Source organism: Bacteroides sp. UBA939, assembly GCF_002293435.1.
Lineage (GTDB): Bacteria > Bacteroidota > Bacteroidia > Bacteroidales > Bacteroidaceae > Bacteroides.
In genome coordinates this window covers 1-20018 of the sequence record NZ_DBDF01000038.1, presented here as the reverse complement: position 1 = coordinate 20018, position 20018 = coordinate 1, and the positions used below count along the sequence as shown (strand labels likewise).

Below are 20018 nucleotides of genomic sequence, written 5' to 3'. Positions count from 1 at the left end.
TGATTCGCATTATTAAAGGCTGTTTGCCCTTGCACCCATTATGTCCGCTTCATGTTCCAGACCGATGTTGTCATTCACCGGTATTCCGCCCACTTCCATGGTTGGATTCACACGACCTGCCATCTGTTGCGCCACGTGCCATGCCTCATGGGGTAGGTGCTTTTCCTGTCCCGGGCCTACATGGATGTCTGTACCTTGCGTATAGGCAAGTGCCTGTATCGTAGCCGGTTTGTCCGAATTGTAATGCACCCGTACATCATCCATCGCAAAGCCTGATAAATCCTCAATTCCGGTTTTCAGATTATCCGGTATGCCGGTTTCATTTTTTTTCTGCACCGGCTCCTCGAACTTTCCCTGCATCAATTCTTCATCCTCCTCGCGCTGAAGCGGTTGTCCGAACTTTCCTTGCAGGGTATCTTCTTCGTCTTCTCCCATCCGTTGCAGGGCCGGGCTTATCGGACGGTTATCCACAAATTGCAAAGCGCCGCTACCTTCCTGCTTCTGCTGGATGGTGCGTGCCGTCTTTTCCTGATATACTTTTTCTGTTTCCATACGATATCCATTTATATGGTTTATATAATGTCTTTATCTCAACTTTCTCTTGTTGCCGACTTGTGGCATCAGGGAAGTTCCTGTTTCTCGTTCCATACCACCTGAATGTATTTCTTGAGCCACGGCAACCGTATCTTCCTGAAGCTCCATGATACGGAATTGAGCAGGATGTCGTGAGTCTTTTTCTCTACCGACAACGACCACTGTTCCTCCTGCTGTTCCAATGTTCCGTTGCGGGCGATGAAGCTCTGACGGAATCCTTCTACCGATGTGCCGTTCATTTGCGACCAGTAGGCCTTTATACTTGTCACCATGGAATCGGCGGTTTGTTTTTCCTCATCGGTAAGTGGCAGGTACTTCGGGAGGGGAATGTGCCGGGACAACCCGGTAAGCAACCGGTTGAAGACCAGTTCTGTCTCCCGGTATTCCCGTTCCTCCCCGTAAACAACGTATTGCAGCAGGAACACGGCACGGATTTTCAGAGTCGTATTCTTGAGCGAATTCCGCTCTTCGTCCAGATAGCCGAGCATACCGAACAATCGGATAAACCAGGGGGTGAACAGACAAAGACCGGCATTGCCTACGAGGAAGAACTCCGGTACCTTATCTATGACAGGCATTACATCTTCTTGAATTTTCAGTTCCGCTTTGACTCGTCGGACGGTTTCTTCCACTTCTGATTCTCCTTGCCCTTGCAGGGAAACTACTGTCTGCACGAAGAGGCGAATCTTTTCCTCCGGACTGCTGTACGACCATTCCTCTTCCTTTTTCCCGGTTGCCATATAGGTGCTCCATGCCAACCGTTGTTCTTCTTCGTCCAAGCGTAATACTTCCGTCACTTGTCGGAGCAGTTCCGCCGTATACAGAGGAAGGCTTGCCCGGATTTTAGCTACTTCTTGCTCTTCTTGCCCGCTATCTTCCTGTTGTTCCGGCTTCGGTATGATTTCTTCAGACAGTTGCTTCCACCCGGTTTCATTGTGGTAGTCTGTTTGTCCTGTATATATATGGTATAGGAAAGCAAGGAACTTCTCTATAATCTCCCTCTCCGTCAGTGTACGTTCCAAGGTGTCCGCATCCTGCATATAAAGCAGCAAGGCTTTTGACAGGGCCGAAGATAAAGGGATACCGCTTGCCGTAAGGAATGGAAACGCATCCGCATTTTGTTCAATCCGCTCTATCGTCCTTGACAAGACCGATGCCTGATAAAAGCTGACCTTTGCCATACCTTGTTGCAACACGGACACAGGCAGATTGTCGGTTACCGCATCAGGTATGCCCTCTTTTGGTACTGTTTTGCGGAGCAACGCCATCCATTCCTGTGTATTCTCCGTAACTGCTGTTTGCAGTAGCTCACGCTTACGCTCGGCAGGCTCGGATGAGTCTTCCAACCATGCGGTAAAACCTTCCGTTGTATTCCAGCGCTCTTCAAACAGTATTTGGGATTCCACTTTTTCCCCGGTTGCTTTCTGTTTCATAATAGCAGGCTGTCGCAACAGGGAAAGCTGCATAAATATCCGGTACAGTTCCCGGTTGAAATATCCGTCATACACGGGAGAACCGTCCGGCTGGCTGGCTTGTAACTCATAGATGTCGTTCAACACATCTTTATAATAGGTATGACCGAACACTTCCAGCAGGAAGTCCAAGGTCAGTTCCACTTTGGAAAGGTAGGGTGAATCGCTTCGTTTGCGGATAAATGTCAGCAGGCGGTGGTGCAGGTGGCGGATGAACTCTGCCTTGCCGCCGAACATGGCAAGCCCGTTGAAGGGATAATATTGGATGAGCCATTCATACAGATAATGCCAGTAGGGAGGAAGGTCCACTTCGGCGTGTTCCTTCATCTCGGTCTGCATGAGTTGCCGGACAGTCGGGCTGTCGAGCAAGACCGTCATGCTGTGCAGTTCCTCGTCACTTCCTACCTTGTGGATGAAGCGCACGGCGATACCGGGCTTTTCCTCCAGTATCAAAGCAAGGAAACGGTGCTTTTCCTGCAAGCCTGCGGAGGGTTCGGCAAGCGCGGTAGTGTAAATCCGGAGGTGCATCTCCACGTTGTCCGTCTGCCATAACAGGCGGCGCAAGGCATGTTCCCGTCCTAAGCAAAGGAGGGTGGCATTCTGTATGAAGGGCATATAGATAGTGGTGGATTGTGAGAGCAACCACTCAGCCTCTATCGACGGGTTGAAGTCACCGTCTGTCCACTCCGGCTTTGGAAAGCCATGTTCCAGGAAGAACAGCAGGTTGTCCCGGCGGGAAGCAGCACTCTTTTCCACCTCGTCTGCAGTCCGTATATTCAGGGAGGACAATGCTTTCAGCAGTTCTTCCCTCAATCGCCGGGGAAATTCACTGTGAAACTCCTCTTCCGGGATGTTACCCAGGTTCAGTTCCAGCCGTTCAATCTCGTACAACACCTTTTCTTTGTCGTAGGTGGTGCAGCATTCCTCCACCACTTGTTCGAAGCAGCGGTGGCAAAAGTCGTCCCAGTCTGCATACAGTCTGTGTGCGAATACTTCGTCCGGGGCGGTAAACTCAAAAGATATGTGGTCAATTAGTATCATCTGATTTATCTTTTTTCGTTGTAGGGTTCAATAACTCGTCCATGGCTAATAGCAGCAGTTTTTTATAATCTCCCATACGGCAGTTTGTCAGCGAGTGTATCCACTGATGATAGTAACTTTCAAATCTTTTCATGCTGTGCTCATTAAGCCAGTATATCTCGACGGAAAGATGCGCCGGAAGGAGGCAACGCAACAAGTCCTTGCAATTTTCCCGGAAACGGGGCGAGTGGAAACGCCTGGTCCAAGCTGGAAGCACAAGTATCAGCCGGAATGGTCTGTCGGTGTCAGCCAGTATAGGCTCCACAATATAGACCGTCTCGCACGCACGGTTCAGTTCGCGCAGGAAACGCCGCAGGATGTTTGCCAGCGTATTCAGCCGTTCCCGGCTTCCTGCACTTCCCAGATTGATCCAGCCGTTCCGTTCCCGGTTGCGGTACATCAGCATGTATTCTTCCTTGCCGAGTTGCACTGTCCGGTAATTCTCCAGGTCTGTTCCGCCCCGGAACAGGTCACCGCTGATCCGGTTTACATTGAAATAGCCCAGTTCCGAACGCATCATCTCATATTCCCTGCGCTTTTCCGCCTCGTCCGCCGCAAGTTCCTCGTAATTGATTTTGTCCACCTTGTCTTCTTCCAGCATACGTTCGTCGATAAGCAGAGAGTCAATTCTATCCGTCAATGATATTTCGGCCTTATCCACAATGCGCAGGTTGTGCTTGGGCAATACGTTGCTGACGGTATATTCGTCGCTCTTCTCAAGACCCAGCAACCGGCAAAACCATTCCTTTACCACCGGTGTGTCGCTTTCTTCCTTACGGGGCAGGATGTCTCTTGCCCGCGAACGGTTACCGGTCAGCCGGGCGACATGGCGCAGGAAATTCATTCTCCTCCGCAACGTGCCTTCCTCTGTCTCGCCGTAGCAGTTCTGTTCCGACAGCCAGGCGGGGTGGCTTTCCACACCATATAGCTTGTCGAGGAAGTCCAGATACTGTTTTTTCAGCGCACGGATGCGCCGGTCGGTCAGGTTTGCGGCACCCTCCGTTTCGATGGAGAAGATGCGGGGCAGTTCCTTCACTTCCTGCAGCCCGTCCTGTATCACTTGGTCATACAATTTTAAATAGCTTTCAAAGGCGGTTTGTTCTTGTCCTTCCTTTCCGGACAGGCGATAGCAGACCGGGAAGTCACCAATAACGGAGTCGTGAGCAAAGATGTCGCGGTAAACGGTATCCGGAAGGCTCCAATGATATTTTTGTCCTTGCTCCGTCCGGTTGGGCTGTCTGTGCCGCCTTGCCTGGTATAGTGCTTCCAGCTGGGTACGGAAGATGGCGAGGTTCGATTCCACCTCGAAGCGTCCCTGACGGATACGGACGTGCAGTTCCTTAGCTTCCGTGGGTATTTGCAAGCCGAATCCTTCCAGGAAATTCGTCTGTGGCTCTCCGTCCTTCATCAGGTAGCAGGTTGTGAACGAACGTACCCCTTCCACCGCACGGAGTTGTTTGTAGAGTTCGTGTTCGGTCTGTTGCAGTTCAGGAACCACCGGACGCACGACATCAGTCACGCCTTCCAGCCACTCTTCGGGAGAGATGCCGGAATTTACCGCTTCATCGGGAGTGGAAAGCCGTACCGTACCGGAGAGGTAACGCAAGATAGTACTATATATCCTGGCAAGTACGACGGACGCGTCCTCTCCCGGTTTTATCTCGAACTCAGCATGAAATTCCAGTTCATCGGGTTTCAGTATCTTCACTTCGTCCGACAGGTACTCGCACAGGTTACGGTGTTGATGGAACAGGGCTTTTATCTGTTCGCACACCGTTTTCTCGTCTTCCACCCCGAAGGGAGAAAGCAATGCTTTAATGGTATAGCCGCCGGTCTGCCGGTTGCATACCAATTGTACATCGTCTATTTCGGGGATATGGGTAAGGAAGAGCTTGCGGTAATCCTCCACCGTAATGGGCTGGGTGGTATAGACCTTCTCCGGTGGGAAGAGACCGAGCCGTTCGGGGGCAAATGTGCCTCCCTTTTCCGCACAATAGTCCGTCAGGGGGAAGCCCAATTTATAATCCAGTTCCGTCAGGGCATGATTCGTGATGTCGCCTACGGTCACGCCGGGATCATGTACGTTGTAGTCTGTCCATACCTTGCCCGACAGCCGCTGCACTTCTTCCAACATCTGTGTTTGCAATTTCGTGTAGAGGGCATCCTCTTCGGCCTGCTGCGCTATGTAGGGTTCTTTCTGCTCGTCCATTACTTGATTTCTATTCATAAGCTATCTTAATCATAAAGTTTTTTCCGATTTCGGCTTCTTCGATGCCGTCACTGGGAGAGAGCAGTCCGATTCTTATTTCCGGTAGCAGTGTACTCCACGGCTTGCTGCCTTTAAAGACGTAGTCTTCCGTTTCCACATCCACATTGGGCAGGCTGATTCCGCCGACTTCCAGCGAAACCAGCCGCAACAGATCTTCGTGATTCGCCATCCACGTGTGCAGTTCCTTGTAGGAGAAACTTCGCCCCGAGTCGGGAATCTCCTTTTTCCGGTACCACGGAGAGATGCACTCCTGTGCCAGCACCACCAGTTGTCGCAATACTTTGCTTTTGTCTTGTACCTTATCGCGCAGCACCACCTTGCAGTTTACCGTTATCTTATCATACTGGGGATTGACCACTTTCAGCAAAACGAAAGGCGATGTGTACCGGCTTACCGTCCGTTGTATCTCTTCGAGTTTCCAGGCCGGGGAGAGGAAGTAGCGGCTGTCCTCCATGCGGCTGAATACCACGATATGGATGTCCGATGGGGTATTCTCTTGGGGAATGGCGATGCACTGCGCCTTGTCCACTTCGGGGAAATGCTCCAGCACCAGTTCCTCGTAATCCTTCATCGTGACGGCTCGGTGACGGTTGTGCAGGCGCATCTGTTGCCGCACGGCATGTTGCGTCTCCGTCTCGGCTGTCCGTCCCCCGAAACCGGGCAGAGGCTGCGTGATACTTTCGATTCGTTCGTCAATTTCTTCCAGTTCCTGAAGGGTTCCGGCGGGTAGCGGTGTACCGTCACCATCCACGGCGGTCACTTGGATGCAGTTCATCCAGATGCCCCGTATGGCAAGGCAGGCGGACACATTGCCCGTTAATGCGGCACGCAGCCACAAGCAGCCTTGCCGGTCCGTATAGTTGTTATTGATCTTCTCCGGCAGGGTTATCTCGATGAAACCGCTTTGCGTCAGTCCGCAGGTCTCTTCCGCTTGAACGGATTCGTGGCTGATGGTTTGCCAGCCGGTTCCGTTCCACAGTTCCCAGTCTGCTTTTACGTTTTGCCCGGGTTGCGGACTGCCGAAGGGAATGCGTTCCTTGGGCAATGCCGTGTCGATGTACATCCGCACTTTGCCTTCTCCCGCGGCACGGGTGAAGGCAAACAGAACCAAATGTTCCGCCGGAGCGGGAAGCAGGAAGGGTTGTATCTCACCCTTGTCGACAGCTTGCGGCTCTTGTGCCGACCAGCCGGTGATGCGGCTCAGCCGGATGGTGGGGTCTTTCCAGTCCGCCTTGGCAATGTATGACAGTTCCACATCGGCAAGTAGCGGTTCGGAAGGTTCCTGCGGGATTTCCTTAAGCTCCTTCTTCTTGCAGCAGATGTTGTGCATCAACACTTCCATGAACCGTTTGCGGCGGCTGTTGTTTATCATCACTTCCATGAACCGTTTGCGGTAGGCTTCCATGCCGAAACCAATGGCGGGAGATTCTAAGGTGACACGGAAAAGACCTTCTTTGTCGCAGTGGTCTCCGTATTCATTGGAATCTTCTTTTTCATTGGAAATAAAAGAAATTTCCGCCTTGTCCATATTTCCGTCCGCATCGAAGCGGAACAGTCTTTGTTCTTCGCCGCAGCGCTTCCACCTGCCGTCTTGCCGGTATCCGACTGAGACGGTGAACAAGTCCGCATGGGTATCATATTCCTTATACAGCCTGTTGAATTCCGCTTCCGTTCCGGGCAGGTTCTTCCACGTGCCTTGCAAACGGACTTCCTGCAAAGGTTTCAGTCCCATTTCCATACTGCCGAAAAGGAACGATGCACCGCGTCCCCCTTGTATGCCGAAAGGCTGGAAGGGTTGCGCGATGTCCGCCTCTCCCAGTTCGTTCTTCAAGGTGAAATTACGGATACCGGTCACTTCCGCCTGTATTTCCACGTTGTCAATGCTCAACCGGCTTGCCCATCGGGGCTGGTCAGTCAGAAGCCGCAGGGCGGGATATTCCGTTGCCATGCCGTGTATTTCCTCTGTACAGGCGGTGGGGACCGCCTCTTCCTGCCCGATGGTAAAGTGGACAACAAGCTGCCCGTCCTCTATGCCGTACCGGCACGTCCGTTCCGTCCATCCTTCCTCACTGCTTAGTTGCAGTGCAAGGGCATCCGCCGGGAAACTGTCGGGCAAAACGCTGTTGCCGGTCAATGAAAAGAGAACCGTCACTTTCCGTTTCCCTTCCTCCAGCACCAGCATGGGCGACTCGATTTGCCAGCCGATATATAATGCTTTGCCGTGAGCGAACGGTTGTTCTGTTCCTTGCAGCAGAGGGTGTTTGTAGAGCACTTCCTTGTCCGGATAGACTGCATCCGCCTCCACACATTGCATTGGGCTGATGTACTCTTCTTTCTCCGTCTTATAAACCGATTCTGCTCCGGCAGGGAACGCCGTTCCTGTCGGCAAGGTGAAGCCTTCCGCTTCTGAGGTGATGACTACATAGGCATGGTCCGGCTCGGCGGCTTTCGGCTTGGCGTGCAGGATTTCCCGGAGATAGATGCCGGGCAGCGAGGCAAGGCGATGGTTGAAAGTATCGGTGATGTCGCTGTAGCTTTTCAGATAAGCCAGCAACAAGGCCAGTGCAGGTTCCGTATCTCCGCTTTTCTCCGCCTGTTTTGTATAGCGGTCTGCCTGTTCCTGAATGGCAGTCACGGTGCGGAGCATCCGGTAATAGTCTTCCTTCTTCGCTACATTGCCATCGGGCAAGGCGGCTTTCAGACTGTCATCCAGTTTTTGAGCTGTCTTGACGGCAATGCTGTCGCTATGTCCCGACTTCAAACTCTGGAGGATATAAGTCTCCAGACGTCGGCTCCAGCTTTCGATATCTCTCCTGAGCTTCTCCGCATAGCGTGCCACATCCGCTGTGCCTTGTGCACCGGAAAAACTCTCGCCATAGCCCGACAGTTGCTTGCGGCTGATGTCGGCAAGCACGCTTAGCACGTGGTTCTCCAGAAGAGGACACAACGTGCCGCCCGACTTTTCCAACCGGTGTAGCAGGACGTGCCGGTCGGAGGTTAGGATCTGGAAGCCGTCCAGCCTTGCTTGACCGGCTTCGTAGTCGGTGCGGAGGGTGCCGCTGTGCCTGTTGTTCATTGCCATTGTCAATCTATCATTTTTATATCTCAATGTTTTCTGCGTTCTTCAATTCTTGGGAAAAAGAAATCTCAATGTTGCTACCCCTGAACTCTGTTAAGTAGAATTTGGAGGCGGAATGGGCAAAATGAACGATAAAAAATATTTTCTACACTCCCGATCTGCATGATAAAAGCAACTCTATTATTCTTTTTTCCCAATATGTCAAAGAACACTATTTCTCAATATAATTCGATCATCCATATGTATCAAGATATAGCGGATTACAAATCCGACGGAACGGGATCTCATTAGAAACAATACCTAAAACTCTATTTTTGTATAACTCCCCCTATAATCAGTTACTGTCGTATTTCTAAGACCTAAAACACTTGATGTATTGCGATTCCTTCTATGATTAGCATCAAAATGATTCGCTAAAGGTGTCGCTGGTAGTACACCAATATTATCACGTATTAATCGCTCTGTTCTATTATCGCCCTCAATCCACTCCGTACCCCAACGGCTTGTCATAGCGGCACCTAAATTTCCTTTCACAGTAAAATCGCCGTATATAGAAGGCGTTTCCATACCTGACAAATTGCGTAATTCACGTTTGAACTTTTCTGCATAAGAAGAGCCATCTCCAAGAGTTCCAAGAAGTCCTGGCTCTCCTGTATGGCATCCATCTAAATAAATTTGCCCACTGTAACCAACAGGTAATATGCGCGAATTAAAAATTCCTCTAGCTAACATAGCAGGTGTTCTAAATGCAAAAATAGGGACGTAACGGGCACCATGGGATACTATAATAAGTGTTTCATTAACTCCTATAGTTCCTATTTGCCCCAAACTATTCGCTACTGGAGAAGGAGCAGGGGCAGCAATCATTGCAGGAGGAATAACGCCATGTCTCAAACCTCTTTCGTATTGTTTTTGGTCTCTACCAAGACGTAATGATATATAATGTTTTCGCCTATTGACATTCTGAGCATCTGTGGTTAGATGGGTGGGTGAAGAAGGAAGCAATTCAATTACTATCGTTTTAACTCTCTGAATAGTTTTATTAATATTATTGTCTGCGATAGCTGCGCGTTGTAATATTAAGGGGATAATAGTTGCATTTTTTCTGATATCTTTCATTTTAAACTGCTGCACACTTTTCCCATCCGATTTCCCAATCACCCGACTGATCTGTCTTTTATATTCTCTTCCTACATACATAACTGTCACATTTTAAAGTTACTACTATTCCTTATTCTGAAAGGAAGACCAGCCACCCTGCGAGCAGGGCGGCTATCTCTTAATTTCAAGATTCACCCCTGTCTTCTGCCATGCGGGTGTGTATTGCACCAGAGACGCCAACTAGGACGGACTGAATGTCTCTATCTGATATAGTGGAAATCCGCGTCAGGTCGCAGGCGATGGTTGTCGTTTCCATAGGTCTACCCAGCACGATGGCTTGGGGGGTAATAGACCTTCTGCTGTTCATCTTACGTTTTTTTGTAAAATGGCATAGTTGTAATTTTTCAAGTGTTATACATTCATTCCTTCATTCAGATAAAACGGATAAACCATATTGTTGCGGTTGTTGGTGCGAACCACGGTGTAGGTGAGCCGTATCAACAGCACACCCTTCTCCGGTTGCTCCTCAAACGATACATCTTCCAGAGTGATGCGCGGCTCGAAGAGAATAATGGCTCGCGTGATGTCATTGCGCATCCGTACCGTGGTTTCCGTGGTTATCGGCTCGAAAGTGTATCGGCGCAGAGGGCATCCGTAGTCGTAGCGGTTCACCCGTTCGCCGGGCGAGGTGCTGAAGAGGATGCGCAGGCTTTCCTCGATGTCCTGCTCATAGGCGGACATCTTTATGCCGCTATCCGTCAGCACGGGCGGGAAGCTCCAGCCACGACCGAGGAAGGCATCGGCATTCAAGAGGTGTCTCAAGTCGTCCATATTGCTATCCTCCAATCATCACCGTGGGGCATCCTGAAACTATCGAGCCGCCATGCGCCGTGGTGTCACCCATGCGGGCTGCGGGTTTACCGCCAATCATCACCGTGGACGAGCCTTTTATAATGCTATCCGGTGGCCCTACGCAGATGCACGTATCGCCTACGACGGCTGCGGGCAATTTCCCTATCAGTACATTCGGCACACCGGGACCCACTATGGGACCGCCCACGTGCGGAATCGGCGAGGGAAACGCCGGAGTCTGCATGGGGCAGGTGTGCATATCGGTTAATCTTGCTGCTGGAGGCATGGTTGTATAATTGAAAGTTGAGAATAGAGAGTTAAAAATTTGTTTCTTTTCATTGTCTATAAACTATTATCCGTTGTACATTAGTTGATCATTACTGTTGGGGCTTTTACAATGGCCTGGCCGTTTGCTGTGAATTTCGCTATGGCACCATCGACCATTGCTTCTATTTTTGCCTGCACTTTCACATTCAGCCCTCCCAGACTGACGTCCTGCTTAGCGGTTTCACTGAGTTTCATCCCGGCATCTATCGTGATGTTGCCCTTAGCTTTCAGCGTTATGTCTTTGGCAGATGTGAGGGTGATGCCTCCACTGTCCATCTTGATTTCATTCTTATGCTGGTCAGAGAGACGGATATGCTTTCCGTCGTCGCTGATTTCCACTGTGTTCTTTCCGGGGGTGGAGACTGTTATAGCTTTCTTCTCCTCGTCGAACTCAATGCGCATCTTCTCACGTGTGACGAAGGCTTTCTTGTTATTCTTCGCCTCGTACTCGTAGGGCGGCTTGTGCTTCTCGCTATACAGTGAGCCGAGAATCACGGGATGTCCGGGATCTTGGTTCACGAAGCTCACCAATACCTCATCGCCCGGTTCGGGCAGGAAGAACAAACCTGTGCCACTGGTGGCGTAGGTCGTGGAGAGGCGTGCCCAGAGCAGTTTGCTTTGACCGTTCAGCCACGGCAGTTCCACCTGTATGCGCTGTTCTTTCAGCGGGTCGCCGTCCAGCTTTCTCACCACAGCCGAGTGCAAACCCAGTATGCCGGGCAGGAAACCTGCGGCGGAGGGAGACACCACGTCCGTTTCATTGGTGATGTTCAAGGGCGAGATGCCTGCACCGGCTTCGGTGATCCATTCGTTGTCGCAGATGGTGTGTATCACCGCACCGACAAACAGGTTGCCGCCAAACCGTTTGCCCAGCCCTTTCAGTTCAATCATGCAGCCGGGCTTCGCTTTGGCGGAGCCGTAAAAGCTGACGGAACCTTGATAGCGTGCCAGTCCGGCTTTCAGTGCCATGCTGTCCGCCCATTGCTTCAATGCTTTCTCGTCTGTGGGCGCATCGGTTTGCAGCAGCAGGCTGTTACCGGAGGTGATGTTCTTGGGCTGCAGGTCGCCTTGCTTGTTGAGCAAGGGGGAGGAAGCGGAAACCCGAACCATCTTCTGTGTCTTGGGACACCACGACACGGCTTCGTATTGCGTGAACTGGTCGTCGGAGGAGAGTTCGAGGTCGAGGGCGATGATGTCCGTGCCGTAGGTCACCGTCAGTACGGGCGAGCTGCTTACATCGGGTTTCTTAACCTTTATCTTATTGCCTTCGGTGAAGACAAACAGTCCGCAGGCATCGGCACGTGAGAGGGCGAAGTCCCAGTCCGAGCAGTAATACTGCATCAGTGTGGGGTGCTGATAAGAAGTGGCATCCACATCTACGCTGCCGTAGGCGGCGAGTACTTCCTTGATGATGTCGCTGTCATTCTTCTTTTCGAAGATACGGTTCTTGCGCCCCTGGGTGGCAGCGTAGGCGTTGTCGCGGCACTCCACCATCATATAAGAGCGGAAGTCCTTTTCTGTGAGGATGCGCAGCCCGGTGATGATGCCATCGAACAGTGTTTCCTCCTTATCTACTTCGCCTGCGTCCAGACGGATACTGTTGCCCGGCTTGAACAGCGAGTCGTCACTTTCATCGAAGGTCTGCTTGTCCATGTTTCCGACATTGAACGTCAGCGTCGCCTTGCCGATTCGGTTCAGTTCCAGTCGCACCGAAGCTGATACCAGTGAATAGGTGTCTTTCAGCTTGCTGCCATTCACATAGACGGAACAGGACAGTACGCGGTCTTTATTTACCGAAGGTGATTCTACCATAATTTCTTTATCCTTTCTTTAACATCGGCATCAGGAGTTGCGTACCTGCCGGTATGTTCCTATAGCCGTTCAGATTATTAAATCTTGCGACTTGCCCCACTAAGAGCGCATCACCATATACTTCGTAGCAGAGGGCGGAGAGTGTCTGCCCTTCATTCAGTGTGACCAACCGCGACACGTCAGGCGAATGCTTGGAGAAGTGTTTCTTTTCCTCCTTCTGGTTGCAATAACCCGTCAGTGTCACTTTCAGTTCGGCGCGGAGCGGGATGCCGTCTGCATCGAACAGGGTGTATTCCGTGTCCAGTGTCTTGAGCTGTCCGAAGAACGTGATGTCGCCGTACTGCACCTTGACAAACGAAGGGCGATGTCCTTCGGTGTTGTAGTCGTACAGTCGCTCCTCGATAGCATCCACCATGTCGTGCACCGGTTTCTTCTCGTCGTCATCGGCCATGGCAGTCATATCCAGCAGACACTCGAAACTGAACGTTTCAGGCTTGTAGCGCACATAGACATTTGATCCGTTCAGACTGCCCAATTGCTTGTCTTCCGCATAAACGATTCCTTTGCCAAGCTTCACCTTGTTCGGATTGATGGGGAGATTCAATGCGGATTTGCATTCGCTGTTGAAACTGTCGTCCCTATAGGCGGTGATGGTCATCTTTCCCATTTCGTTTTTGTTCTTTATATGTCACTACCTTTCGTTCTTCTTTCGCTGCCACCGCCGGGTGAAGGGCTGCCACTGCTGGGTGGATAGCTGTTTGTTGCTTTCTCCGGCAAACAGTCCCTCCGTTACACGGCTTTCTATCTTCCGGAACAGTTCCTCCGAAACTTCCGCTTCTGTGACGATTCGTTTCTCTACAACGGTGCGGACATGCATTTCCTTGATTATTATCGGCATAATTTCTTATTTTACACGTTCCAAACGGGCATAGGCCAGTTCGATAGTTTCTATTGCCATTTCACTCTTGTCGGAAGCAAAGTTGCCCAAGCTCCATTTCATTGGATAGACATTTACACATTGCCACGAGGCGTGGGGCTTTCCGTCTATATCCATCAGATGAATGACCATATCGTAAGTCATAATAGCTTGCATATCTCTGTCCTTCCTTGCGGAAGAGATAAAGTCATGGCACTCCTTCAGCCATTTGGCCAGTGCACCGGACATAGGCCCCAGAGGACGCTTCAATGTCATATTCGTCGGATAGGTCAGTCCGGTAGGAACAGCCTGGAAGCTCCCGTTATTCCCCCGGTAGACCCTTTTACCCAAATCCCACGACAATCCGCCAATTTCCAGGAATGAAGCTTGGAAGTTGGTACCTCCCATCCGTTGGAAATTCACCTGAAAGTAAAAAGCAACGGATGGAATCCATTTAACAGTGGATTGTGATGCGGGAGAATCAGCCATATCACTATGTTGAAATATTCACACCTTCGTGTGCCAGTACCAATGTCTCGATGGCGGCAGTGTTGCCGTCCGCCTTAAAGCCTTCCACTGTAATCTTCTTGGGCCAGGCGTTCACTACTACCCACGTCTTCACAACCCCGCCCGATTCGTCGAGCAGGTTGACGGTGACAGTTTCGCGCTGGATGGTATTCAGCTTCACTTTATTGATCCAGTCCCACATTGCCTTGTCGTCCTTGAAGATGCCTTTCTTCAACGTCACGTCACCGGCCTTTCTTAGCCCCGGCATTTTCTGCTTGGTGAACACCGGGCTGTCACCGGCACGGTACTCAATGGTATCGTATTCCATCTCAAGTCCCGACACTTCACTGCATGACATATCCCCTACATTCGTAATGGAGATTTTGAAATAAAAACTCGGCAACGGCCACGCCTGTGTACTTGCACTCTGTGCTGTTCCATTATCTGCCATAATATATTGATTTTTTTATTGTTGCTACTATAGTTAACTCTTCTGCATCTGCTGCTGGAAGGTGATTTCGATGAACTCTGCCGGACGGCTGACTGCCACCAGCACCGTGATGCGCATAATGCCATCCAGAATATCTTCGGCTGTCATCGTGTCGCCCAGCCCCACGTGCACCTCGAAGGCGTCTTCGGGAGTCGCCCCCGCCAGTCCGCCGCGTTTCCACACGCTGCGCAGGAAGTTGTCTATCATGCACTTCATGTTAATCCATGTACCGGCATCGTTCGGTTCGAACACGTAGGCGCGTGCGGCGTTTTTCACCGACTGTTCCAGATAAATCATTGTGCGGCGCACATTGACATACCGCCAGTCCTGCGAGTTGCCGTCCATCGTGCGTGCCCCCCATACTTTGACTCCTTCGCCGGGGAAGGTGCGGATAGCATTCACCGCCTTGCCGCTCATGGGTATGTTCAGATTTTCCTGCTCGTAGTCGTTGATGGCTACCGATGGTTTCACCACGGAATTAACCGTCACGTTGGCGGGAGCTTTCCATACGCCGCGCGAGTTGTCCACCGAGCAATATACGCCCGCTATCGCTGCCGAGGGGGAGAGTAGGTTCAGGTTGTCCTTGACTGCTTTTATGAGTTGCCGGTAAATTACGGAGTTTTGCAGCAGGGCCTGATTGATGTCCTTTGTCATCTCCCCACTATTTTCCTCTGTGAGAAAAGCGGTCTTGAAGGAGGTTATCATTTTCTCGTCTAAATCGAGATGCGTAATGAAGTCGGCTACGTTGTCTTTCAGTACGATCATGTTTTCCGTAATGTCGGTATCAGCGAGAGCGGAAGTATTCAGATAAGGATAGTAAGCCGCCGCGTAAGAGGGGAAGTTGGTGCTGAACCCGTTACGGAAATTCTCCACGTAGTCTACTTTTGCTTTCGGGTCGGCGGGATATTTCTGGATGAACACGTCCAGAATGGAGATACGGCTCTGCATCTTGTTGCAGTGCTCCACCATTTTCTGTTGCAGGGAATAGCAGGCGGTGTCCGTCAGGTTGACGGCTTCGGGGATGACTATCATGGTAGGCTCCGCTTCTTTTTCCAGCGGTGTAAAGGCCGTCTCGAAGTCCGCTGCCTTGAATTCGGTTTCGTATTTGCCTACGGACACGATGTAACACGGACCGCCGCCATTGGTAAAGAACAATAGCATGTGCAGATAGAGTGTATAGTCGTTCTCCACAGCAATGGAAAACTCACTACCGGAGGAGGTCTTCACGGAGAAGCTCTTGGCGGAGGGGGCGGATTCCTCACCGCCCGTCTTGAGGCAGATGGTATATTTCGGGGTATGCATCCCTCCGAAATACTGAATAAATTCTGTCATGGAAGTAATCTTCCATGGTTTGCCGATCAGTTCTTCCGTACCGTTCAGCGCCTTTTCGGTGTAGCCGATAAAGGCAGGCACGGCAGTTTCCACTTCCACTACCGAGTTGCCGAATGCGTTTTTCTCTACGATGTAAACGCCGGGGGTCTTGTATTCGCCCATAGTTTTTCAATTTTAAAGATTAATACTATATTTGACGTGACTCAAATCTTTGGTTATTGTTCTCTGATGTAGCATATCTCTCTCAGGATATCCGGAGAGTCCGACCGGAATTTTCCCATTTGCGGTGGTGAAATGAACCGATTTTCCACTCGCGTGCCGAGGTAGAGTTGCAGTGAAAAATCATAATGCTCCTTCAGTGGTATCCGAGCGATAGAAACGATTCTCCAGACATTGGCTCCGAATGCTGTTGTCCCGCACTTTTCCGGTGGAAAGAAAGACACAGAGTTGTCGCTGCACTTCATGCTGAGGTCTTTCCCGCGCAGGTCATTCTCATCCCTGAATATGCACAGATACTCCCAATAATAGGGACGGGAAGAGAACCGGAGGGTGAATATGGGGCAGCAGGCGGCCTGTAACGTTTGTGCCGGTTTCAGCGTTAGGCGGCAGAACTCGTTTCTCAGTTTCTGTCCTTCTGTTTCCTGTTTCCAGACATAATCGGCATTTACTTCCGTCACTCCGTCTTTCACGGTGAATTTGTAAAAGCCGCCTAACTCATATTCTTTGCTCTCTATCTGTTGCAGGAAATCGGGGCTTTTCACAATCATCGAAAGCTCCAGCGCATCATCATCCATAAATCCCGGCGCATCATTGGACATAATCCATTGCCACTCATTCCTGTCGGTAGATCTGAGTAACACGCCCCGTCGATCCGTCAGCTTTCGAGTGTCGGGGGTCTGCTCCATGTCCACAAAAGGGTTTGCTGGAGGGGCGCAATAATCATGTTCGATGCGTATGATGGCTATGGGCATATATTGGCTCATGTATTTTTCTCCTTTCTTTTATTGGTTACATTGGCCGACGGGGCGCGGGAGATGCCACCGCTGCCTACAGCTTCATTCGCATCCACCGCGAGACGGCGCAGTTTGCACATCACCGACGGATAATATTGTCCACCCAATGTAGACCAGATGTTATTAATGTCTTGTGTCGAGAGTGTGACGACCTCTACCGTATATCTTTGCCCGTCCAGTTCAAAAAAGGGATGCGACTGGATGAAAAGCAATGATTCGTGCAGGACGGAAAGCGACTCGGCATACCGCCTCTCGTCATATACGGCGGCGAGCATCAGGTCGAGGTTTAGTAGCAGCGGCGCAAAAGTCCGCGTATAATCCATGCCACTGCGGTTGATACTCCCCGCTATGCCCCCTGCCGTTTCACGCTCGATGTTGACCAGCGAAACGACCAGCTTGCATGGTTTTTCATCCGCGCTGTTGCCGATGAATCCTACTTCTGCCATGCCTTCGGGCTGCGGAAACTTGTGGCGCAGGTACTCGTCCAGGCGGGAGGCGTAGTGTGTCACTATCTTCTTTATCATATAGCTTTCAAAGAGTCTTTTTTAAACGGTTAACTATGCCAGTACGCCTTTATTTCATTTGAACTATACCGGTTAAAATTGATTAGTACAGTCCAAAAATAGTCTTTACGGAAATACAAGCCAAGAAAATAGAGGTTCAAGATATACCACTTTGGCACAAATATCTACCACTTTGGCACACACCTTTTTTGTTTCGTTTGTTTTGACTTGTATATCTCTTATTTTTTGGGAATTTACGTGGTTTTTCGATATTCACTTGGTGTCATGCCGTATTTGGTACGGAACAGCCGATTAAAGGTCGGAACATTGGGCAAGCCACATTTTTCGGCGATAGTCGGTATCGTGTAATTAGGATTGTTTTTTAGTAATTTTGCAGCAAATTCCAACCGTTTCTTATTGATATATCCCGTTGTACCCAATCCTGTATTCTGTTGCAATATTCTTCCCACCCGTGTTTTATTTGCTCCGGTGAGCTTCACTAAATCCTCACGCGACAAGTCAGGGTTCAGATATAGTTTGTCACGTGTTACCACATTGTCCAGCTTTTCAAACAGTAGCCGGTTTTTCTCTTCTTCTTCCGTGTCCGTTACGGTATCGTTATCCGGTATGATGCTATTATCCGGCAGGTCGGCAGTATTATTATTTTCTGTCACTTTGCGCAGTTTCTCCTTTGCTTCGTCCAGTTCGTCCTTATAACTCAGCAGGTCATCAATCGTTTTCACCATGGCCGTGTTCTTTCGGCGAACGGTACGGGTATGCCGTATATTAAGTACGAACAACACCAGCAGGATAACAAGCACCACTCCGGAAGAGAGCAGCATGACTGTGTACATTTTCACCCGTTCCGTCTGTTCGTGCAATTCCTCTTCGCGTTCGTGAGTCTCATATACTGTTGCCAGTTCGATGGCGGAACTTTTCTGTTCCCGTGCCTTCAGACTGTCTGTCAGGATGGAGAGCGCATTATAGTACCGTGATGCCAGTTTATAGTTCCCTTTGCCCTCGTAGGCTTTCGCCAGCGAACGCTTCGCCGTCATCATGTGGTAGTTGATGGTGTCCTTGTTGGCATACAGGAAGGCTTCGCGCGGCGTGTACATTTCAATCACTTTGTCGTATTGTTTCCTGTCCATCAGATAGGGGATAATCAGATAGTCGTCTTTGGTGTATGCCTCCCCGATGGCTTTCCACGCCTGATAAGCTTCGTTCGCTTCCCTGAACCGTCCCAGCCGGGAGAATACGACTGCACGGTGCGCATACAGCGTTTTCTGCTCCTTCTCCGCCAGATTGCCGATGCCGGGTTCCTCGTTGGTTGCCTTGGTCGTCACCTTTTCCAGCTCTTCCAGTGTTTGCAGGGCATCCTCGTAGTGTTTGTCCCGTTGCTGCATGATGAATAGTGAGTTGTAATTATATCGTAGGTTGTCATACTTGTATTTATAGTCTGTCTGCTTCATCAGGGAAATAGCTTCCTTTATCATTTCGTAGCCCCGTGGCTTGTCCTCTTGGTAATAGATCATCTTTCCCATATTGAAGAGGGCGATGGATTTCATTTCTTTGTTGTCGCACTGCTCCGCCTTCTGCAACAATAGCCGCACATAGCCTGCTTTCTTTGCTTCGTCGTGCAGGCAGTCGTAGCAGGAAATCATGCGGTGTACCTGCTCCATGTACTCCTTGTCGCTACCTCGCACCGTGTCGCTTTTCATTACCCGTTTGTAGTATTTCAGTGCTTGCAGATAGCGTCCTGTATTGAAATACAAGTCGCCTTCAGTCACGTCCAGTCGGTATTGTGAATAGGTATTCCGCTTGCGCAGTTCCTTCATTATTTGCACTGCCTTGTCATAATTCGAAAAGGTATATTCATAGACACAGTCTTCGGTCAGCAGGCTGTCCGGCAAGGAGTTGTTTGCTGCAAAGGCATGTGTTACATTAAAGCCGGTTGCTACAATCAACCATATAAATACGAGTATGCTGTAAGGGTAGTTCATATTTTTTTGTTTTCTCATTTTCTGTTTTACATTCAGTAAGCATCTGCAAATTAATATAAAATTAGCGACATAGTGCTTGCTTGTGGGAAACTTTTTTATTTTTCTTTATCTTAACTTTAAGTACCTGCCACTTTAAGAAATGCGACTCCAGAGTATTGCCATATATTGCATAATGGTAGAGGTGATGTTGTTATACAAGGTCATGAATGTTCTTTTAGAATTGGCATAATGCTAAAGGATGAAATTTGGTGGGATTGGGTATTATAGGTTGTTTCAAGGAGGCCAAAGGTCTACCAAAATGTTAATGTTATGTTAAAGTGAAAAATTAGCAAATGTACGGTTTGGCGGAAAAAATAGGGCTTACAGCATGTTCTAAGGGCGTTTTTTCTCGCCAAACCGTACATTTGCTATAAATTATCATTTTTATACCTTTGCAGTATAAAAATACGGGAAAAGTTTCACATAAGAAATCTTACGTTTGAATGTCATATTTATAATGAACCGTCTTACCGGAAACTTTTCCCACTGTAAAAACCCAAATAACCTGATATGAAAAGTAACTTCTATCTGAAACATCCGCTTATGGCGATGCATGACCCCAGAATGCAAAACCTGATCAGCGTAGAAACCTTCAAAGGCGTCGGAGCCTATTGGTTCATTATGGAAAAGTT

Annotated in this window: 16 protein-coding genes; all 16 read right to left on the bottom strand. The window is 49.8% G+C overall.

Annotated features, from left to right (window positions below; all coding sequences use genetic code 11):
* Positions 1-12: 12 nt before the first annotated feature.
* The 16 genes from B2Z67_RS02710 to B2Z67_RS02635 all read right to left on the bottom strand — a co-directional run bounded on the left by B2Z67_RS02710 (position 13) and on the right by B2Z67_RS02635 (position 19365).
* Positions 13-552, bottom strand: a complete 540-nt coding sequence (locus B2Z67_RS02710; RefSeq protein WP_291528283.1) for a DUF4157 domain-containing protein — start codon at positions 550-552, stop codon at positions 13-15.
* A gap of 68 nt (positions 553-620) precedes the next feature.
* Entirely contained in the window at positions 621-3107 is a 2487-nt protein-coding gene (locus tag B2Z67_RS02705) for a contractile injection system tape measure protein (RefSeq protein WP_291528282.1), read from the bottom strand.
* On the bottom strand, positions 3094-5373 hold the full coding sequence (locus B2Z67_RS02700; RefSeq protein WP_291528281.1) for a hypothetical protein: 2280 nt from the start codon (positions 5371-5373) through the stop codon (positions 3094-3096). The genes B2Z67_RS02705 and B2Z67_RS02700 overlap by 14 nt, the downstream gene beginning before the upstream one ends.
* On the bottom strand, positions 5366-8497 hold the full coding sequence (locus B2Z67_RS02695; RefSeq protein WP_291528280.1) for a hypothetical protein: 3132 nt from the start codon (positions 8495-8497) through the stop codon (positions 5366-5368). The genes B2Z67_RS02700 and B2Z67_RS02695 overlap by 8 nt, the downstream gene beginning before the upstream one ends.
* Positions 8498-8794: 297 nt before the next feature.
* The gene (locus B2Z67_RS02690; protein ID WP_291528279.1) at positions 8795-9694 is read right to left on the bottom strand and encodes a hypothetical protein; all 900 of its coding nucleotides are present in this window, start codon (positions 9692-9694) and stop codon (positions 8795-8797) included.
* 312 nt (positions 9695-10006) lie between these two features.
* Positions 10007-10426 carry a GPW/gp25 family protein gene (locus B2Z67_RS02685; RefSeq protein WP_291528278.1) on the bottom strand — a complete coding sequence of 140 codons (420 nt, stop codon included), beginning with the start codon at positions 10424-10426 and terminating at the stop codon, positions 10007-10009.
* A 4-nt stretch (positions 10427-10430) separates the two neighbouring features.
* On the bottom strand, positions 10431-10733 hold the full coding sequence (locus tag B2Z67_RS02680; protein WP_291528277.1) for a PAAR domain-containing protein: 303 nt from the start codon (positions 10731-10733) through the stop codon (positions 10431-10433).
* Between the two features lie 80 nt (positions 10734-10813).
* Positions 10814-12586: a type VI secretion system tip protein VgrG gene (gene vgrG / locus B2Z67_RS02675; RefSeq protein WP_291528276.1), complete on the bottom strand. Its 1773-nt coding sequence runs from the start codon at positions 12584-12586 to the stop codon at positions 10814-10816.
* 7 nt (positions 12587-12593) lie between these two features.
* Positions 12594-13253 carry a hypothetical protein gene (locus tag B2Z67_RS02670; RefSeq protein WP_291528275.1) on the bottom strand — a complete coding sequence of 220 codons (660 nt, stop codon included), beginning with the start codon at positions 13251-13253 and terminating at the stop codon, positions 12594-12596.
* Positions 13254-13277: 24 nt separating this feature from the next.
* Positions 13278-13484, bottom strand: a complete 207-nt coding sequence (locus B2Z67_RS02665; RefSeq protein WP_291528274.1) for a hypothetical protein — start codon at positions 13482-13484, stop codon at positions 13278-13280.
* Between the two features lie 6 nt (positions 13485-13490).
* The gene (locus tag B2Z67_RS02660; RefSeq protein ID WP_291528273.1) at positions 13491-13991 is read right to left on the bottom strand and encodes a phage tail protein; all 501 of its coding nucleotides are present in this window, start codon (positions 13989-13991) and stop codon (positions 13491-13493) included.
* 4 nt (positions 13992-13995) lie between these two features.
* Positions 13996-14460, bottom strand: a complete 465-nt coding sequence (locus tag B2Z67_RS02655) for a phage tail protein (RefSeq protein WP_291528272.1) — start codon at positions 14458-14460, stop codon at positions 13996-13998.
* A 33-nt stretch (positions 14461-14493) separates the two neighbouring features.
* Positions 14494-15993 (bottom strand): phage tail sheath family protein, encoded by a 1500-nt coding sequence (locus tag B2Z67_RS02650; RefSeq protein WP_291528271.1) that lies wholly within the window; start codon positions 15991-15993, stop codon positions 14494-14496.
* A gap of 53 nt (positions 15994-16046) precedes the next feature.
* The gene (locus tag B2Z67_RS02645) at positions 16047-16814 is read right to left on the bottom strand and encodes a hypothetical protein (protein ID WP_291528270.1); all 768 of its coding nucleotides are present in this window, start codon (positions 16812-16814) and stop codon (positions 16047-16049) included.
* On the bottom strand, positions 16811-17368 hold the full coding sequence (locus B2Z67_RS02640; RefSeq protein ID WP_291528269.1) for a Pvc16 family protein: 558 nt from the start codon (positions 17366-17368) through the stop codon (positions 16811-16813). The genes B2Z67_RS02645 and B2Z67_RS02640 overlap by 4 nt, the downstream gene beginning before the upstream one ends.
* 233 nt (positions 17369-17601) lie before the next feature.
* Positions 17602-19365 (bottom strand): helix-turn-helix transcriptional regulator, encoded by a 1764-nt coding sequence (locus B2Z67_RS02635; RefSeq protein ID WP_291528268.1) that lies wholly within the window; start codon positions 19363-19365, stop codon positions 17602-17604.
* Positions 19366-20018 lie beyond the last annotated feature (653 nt).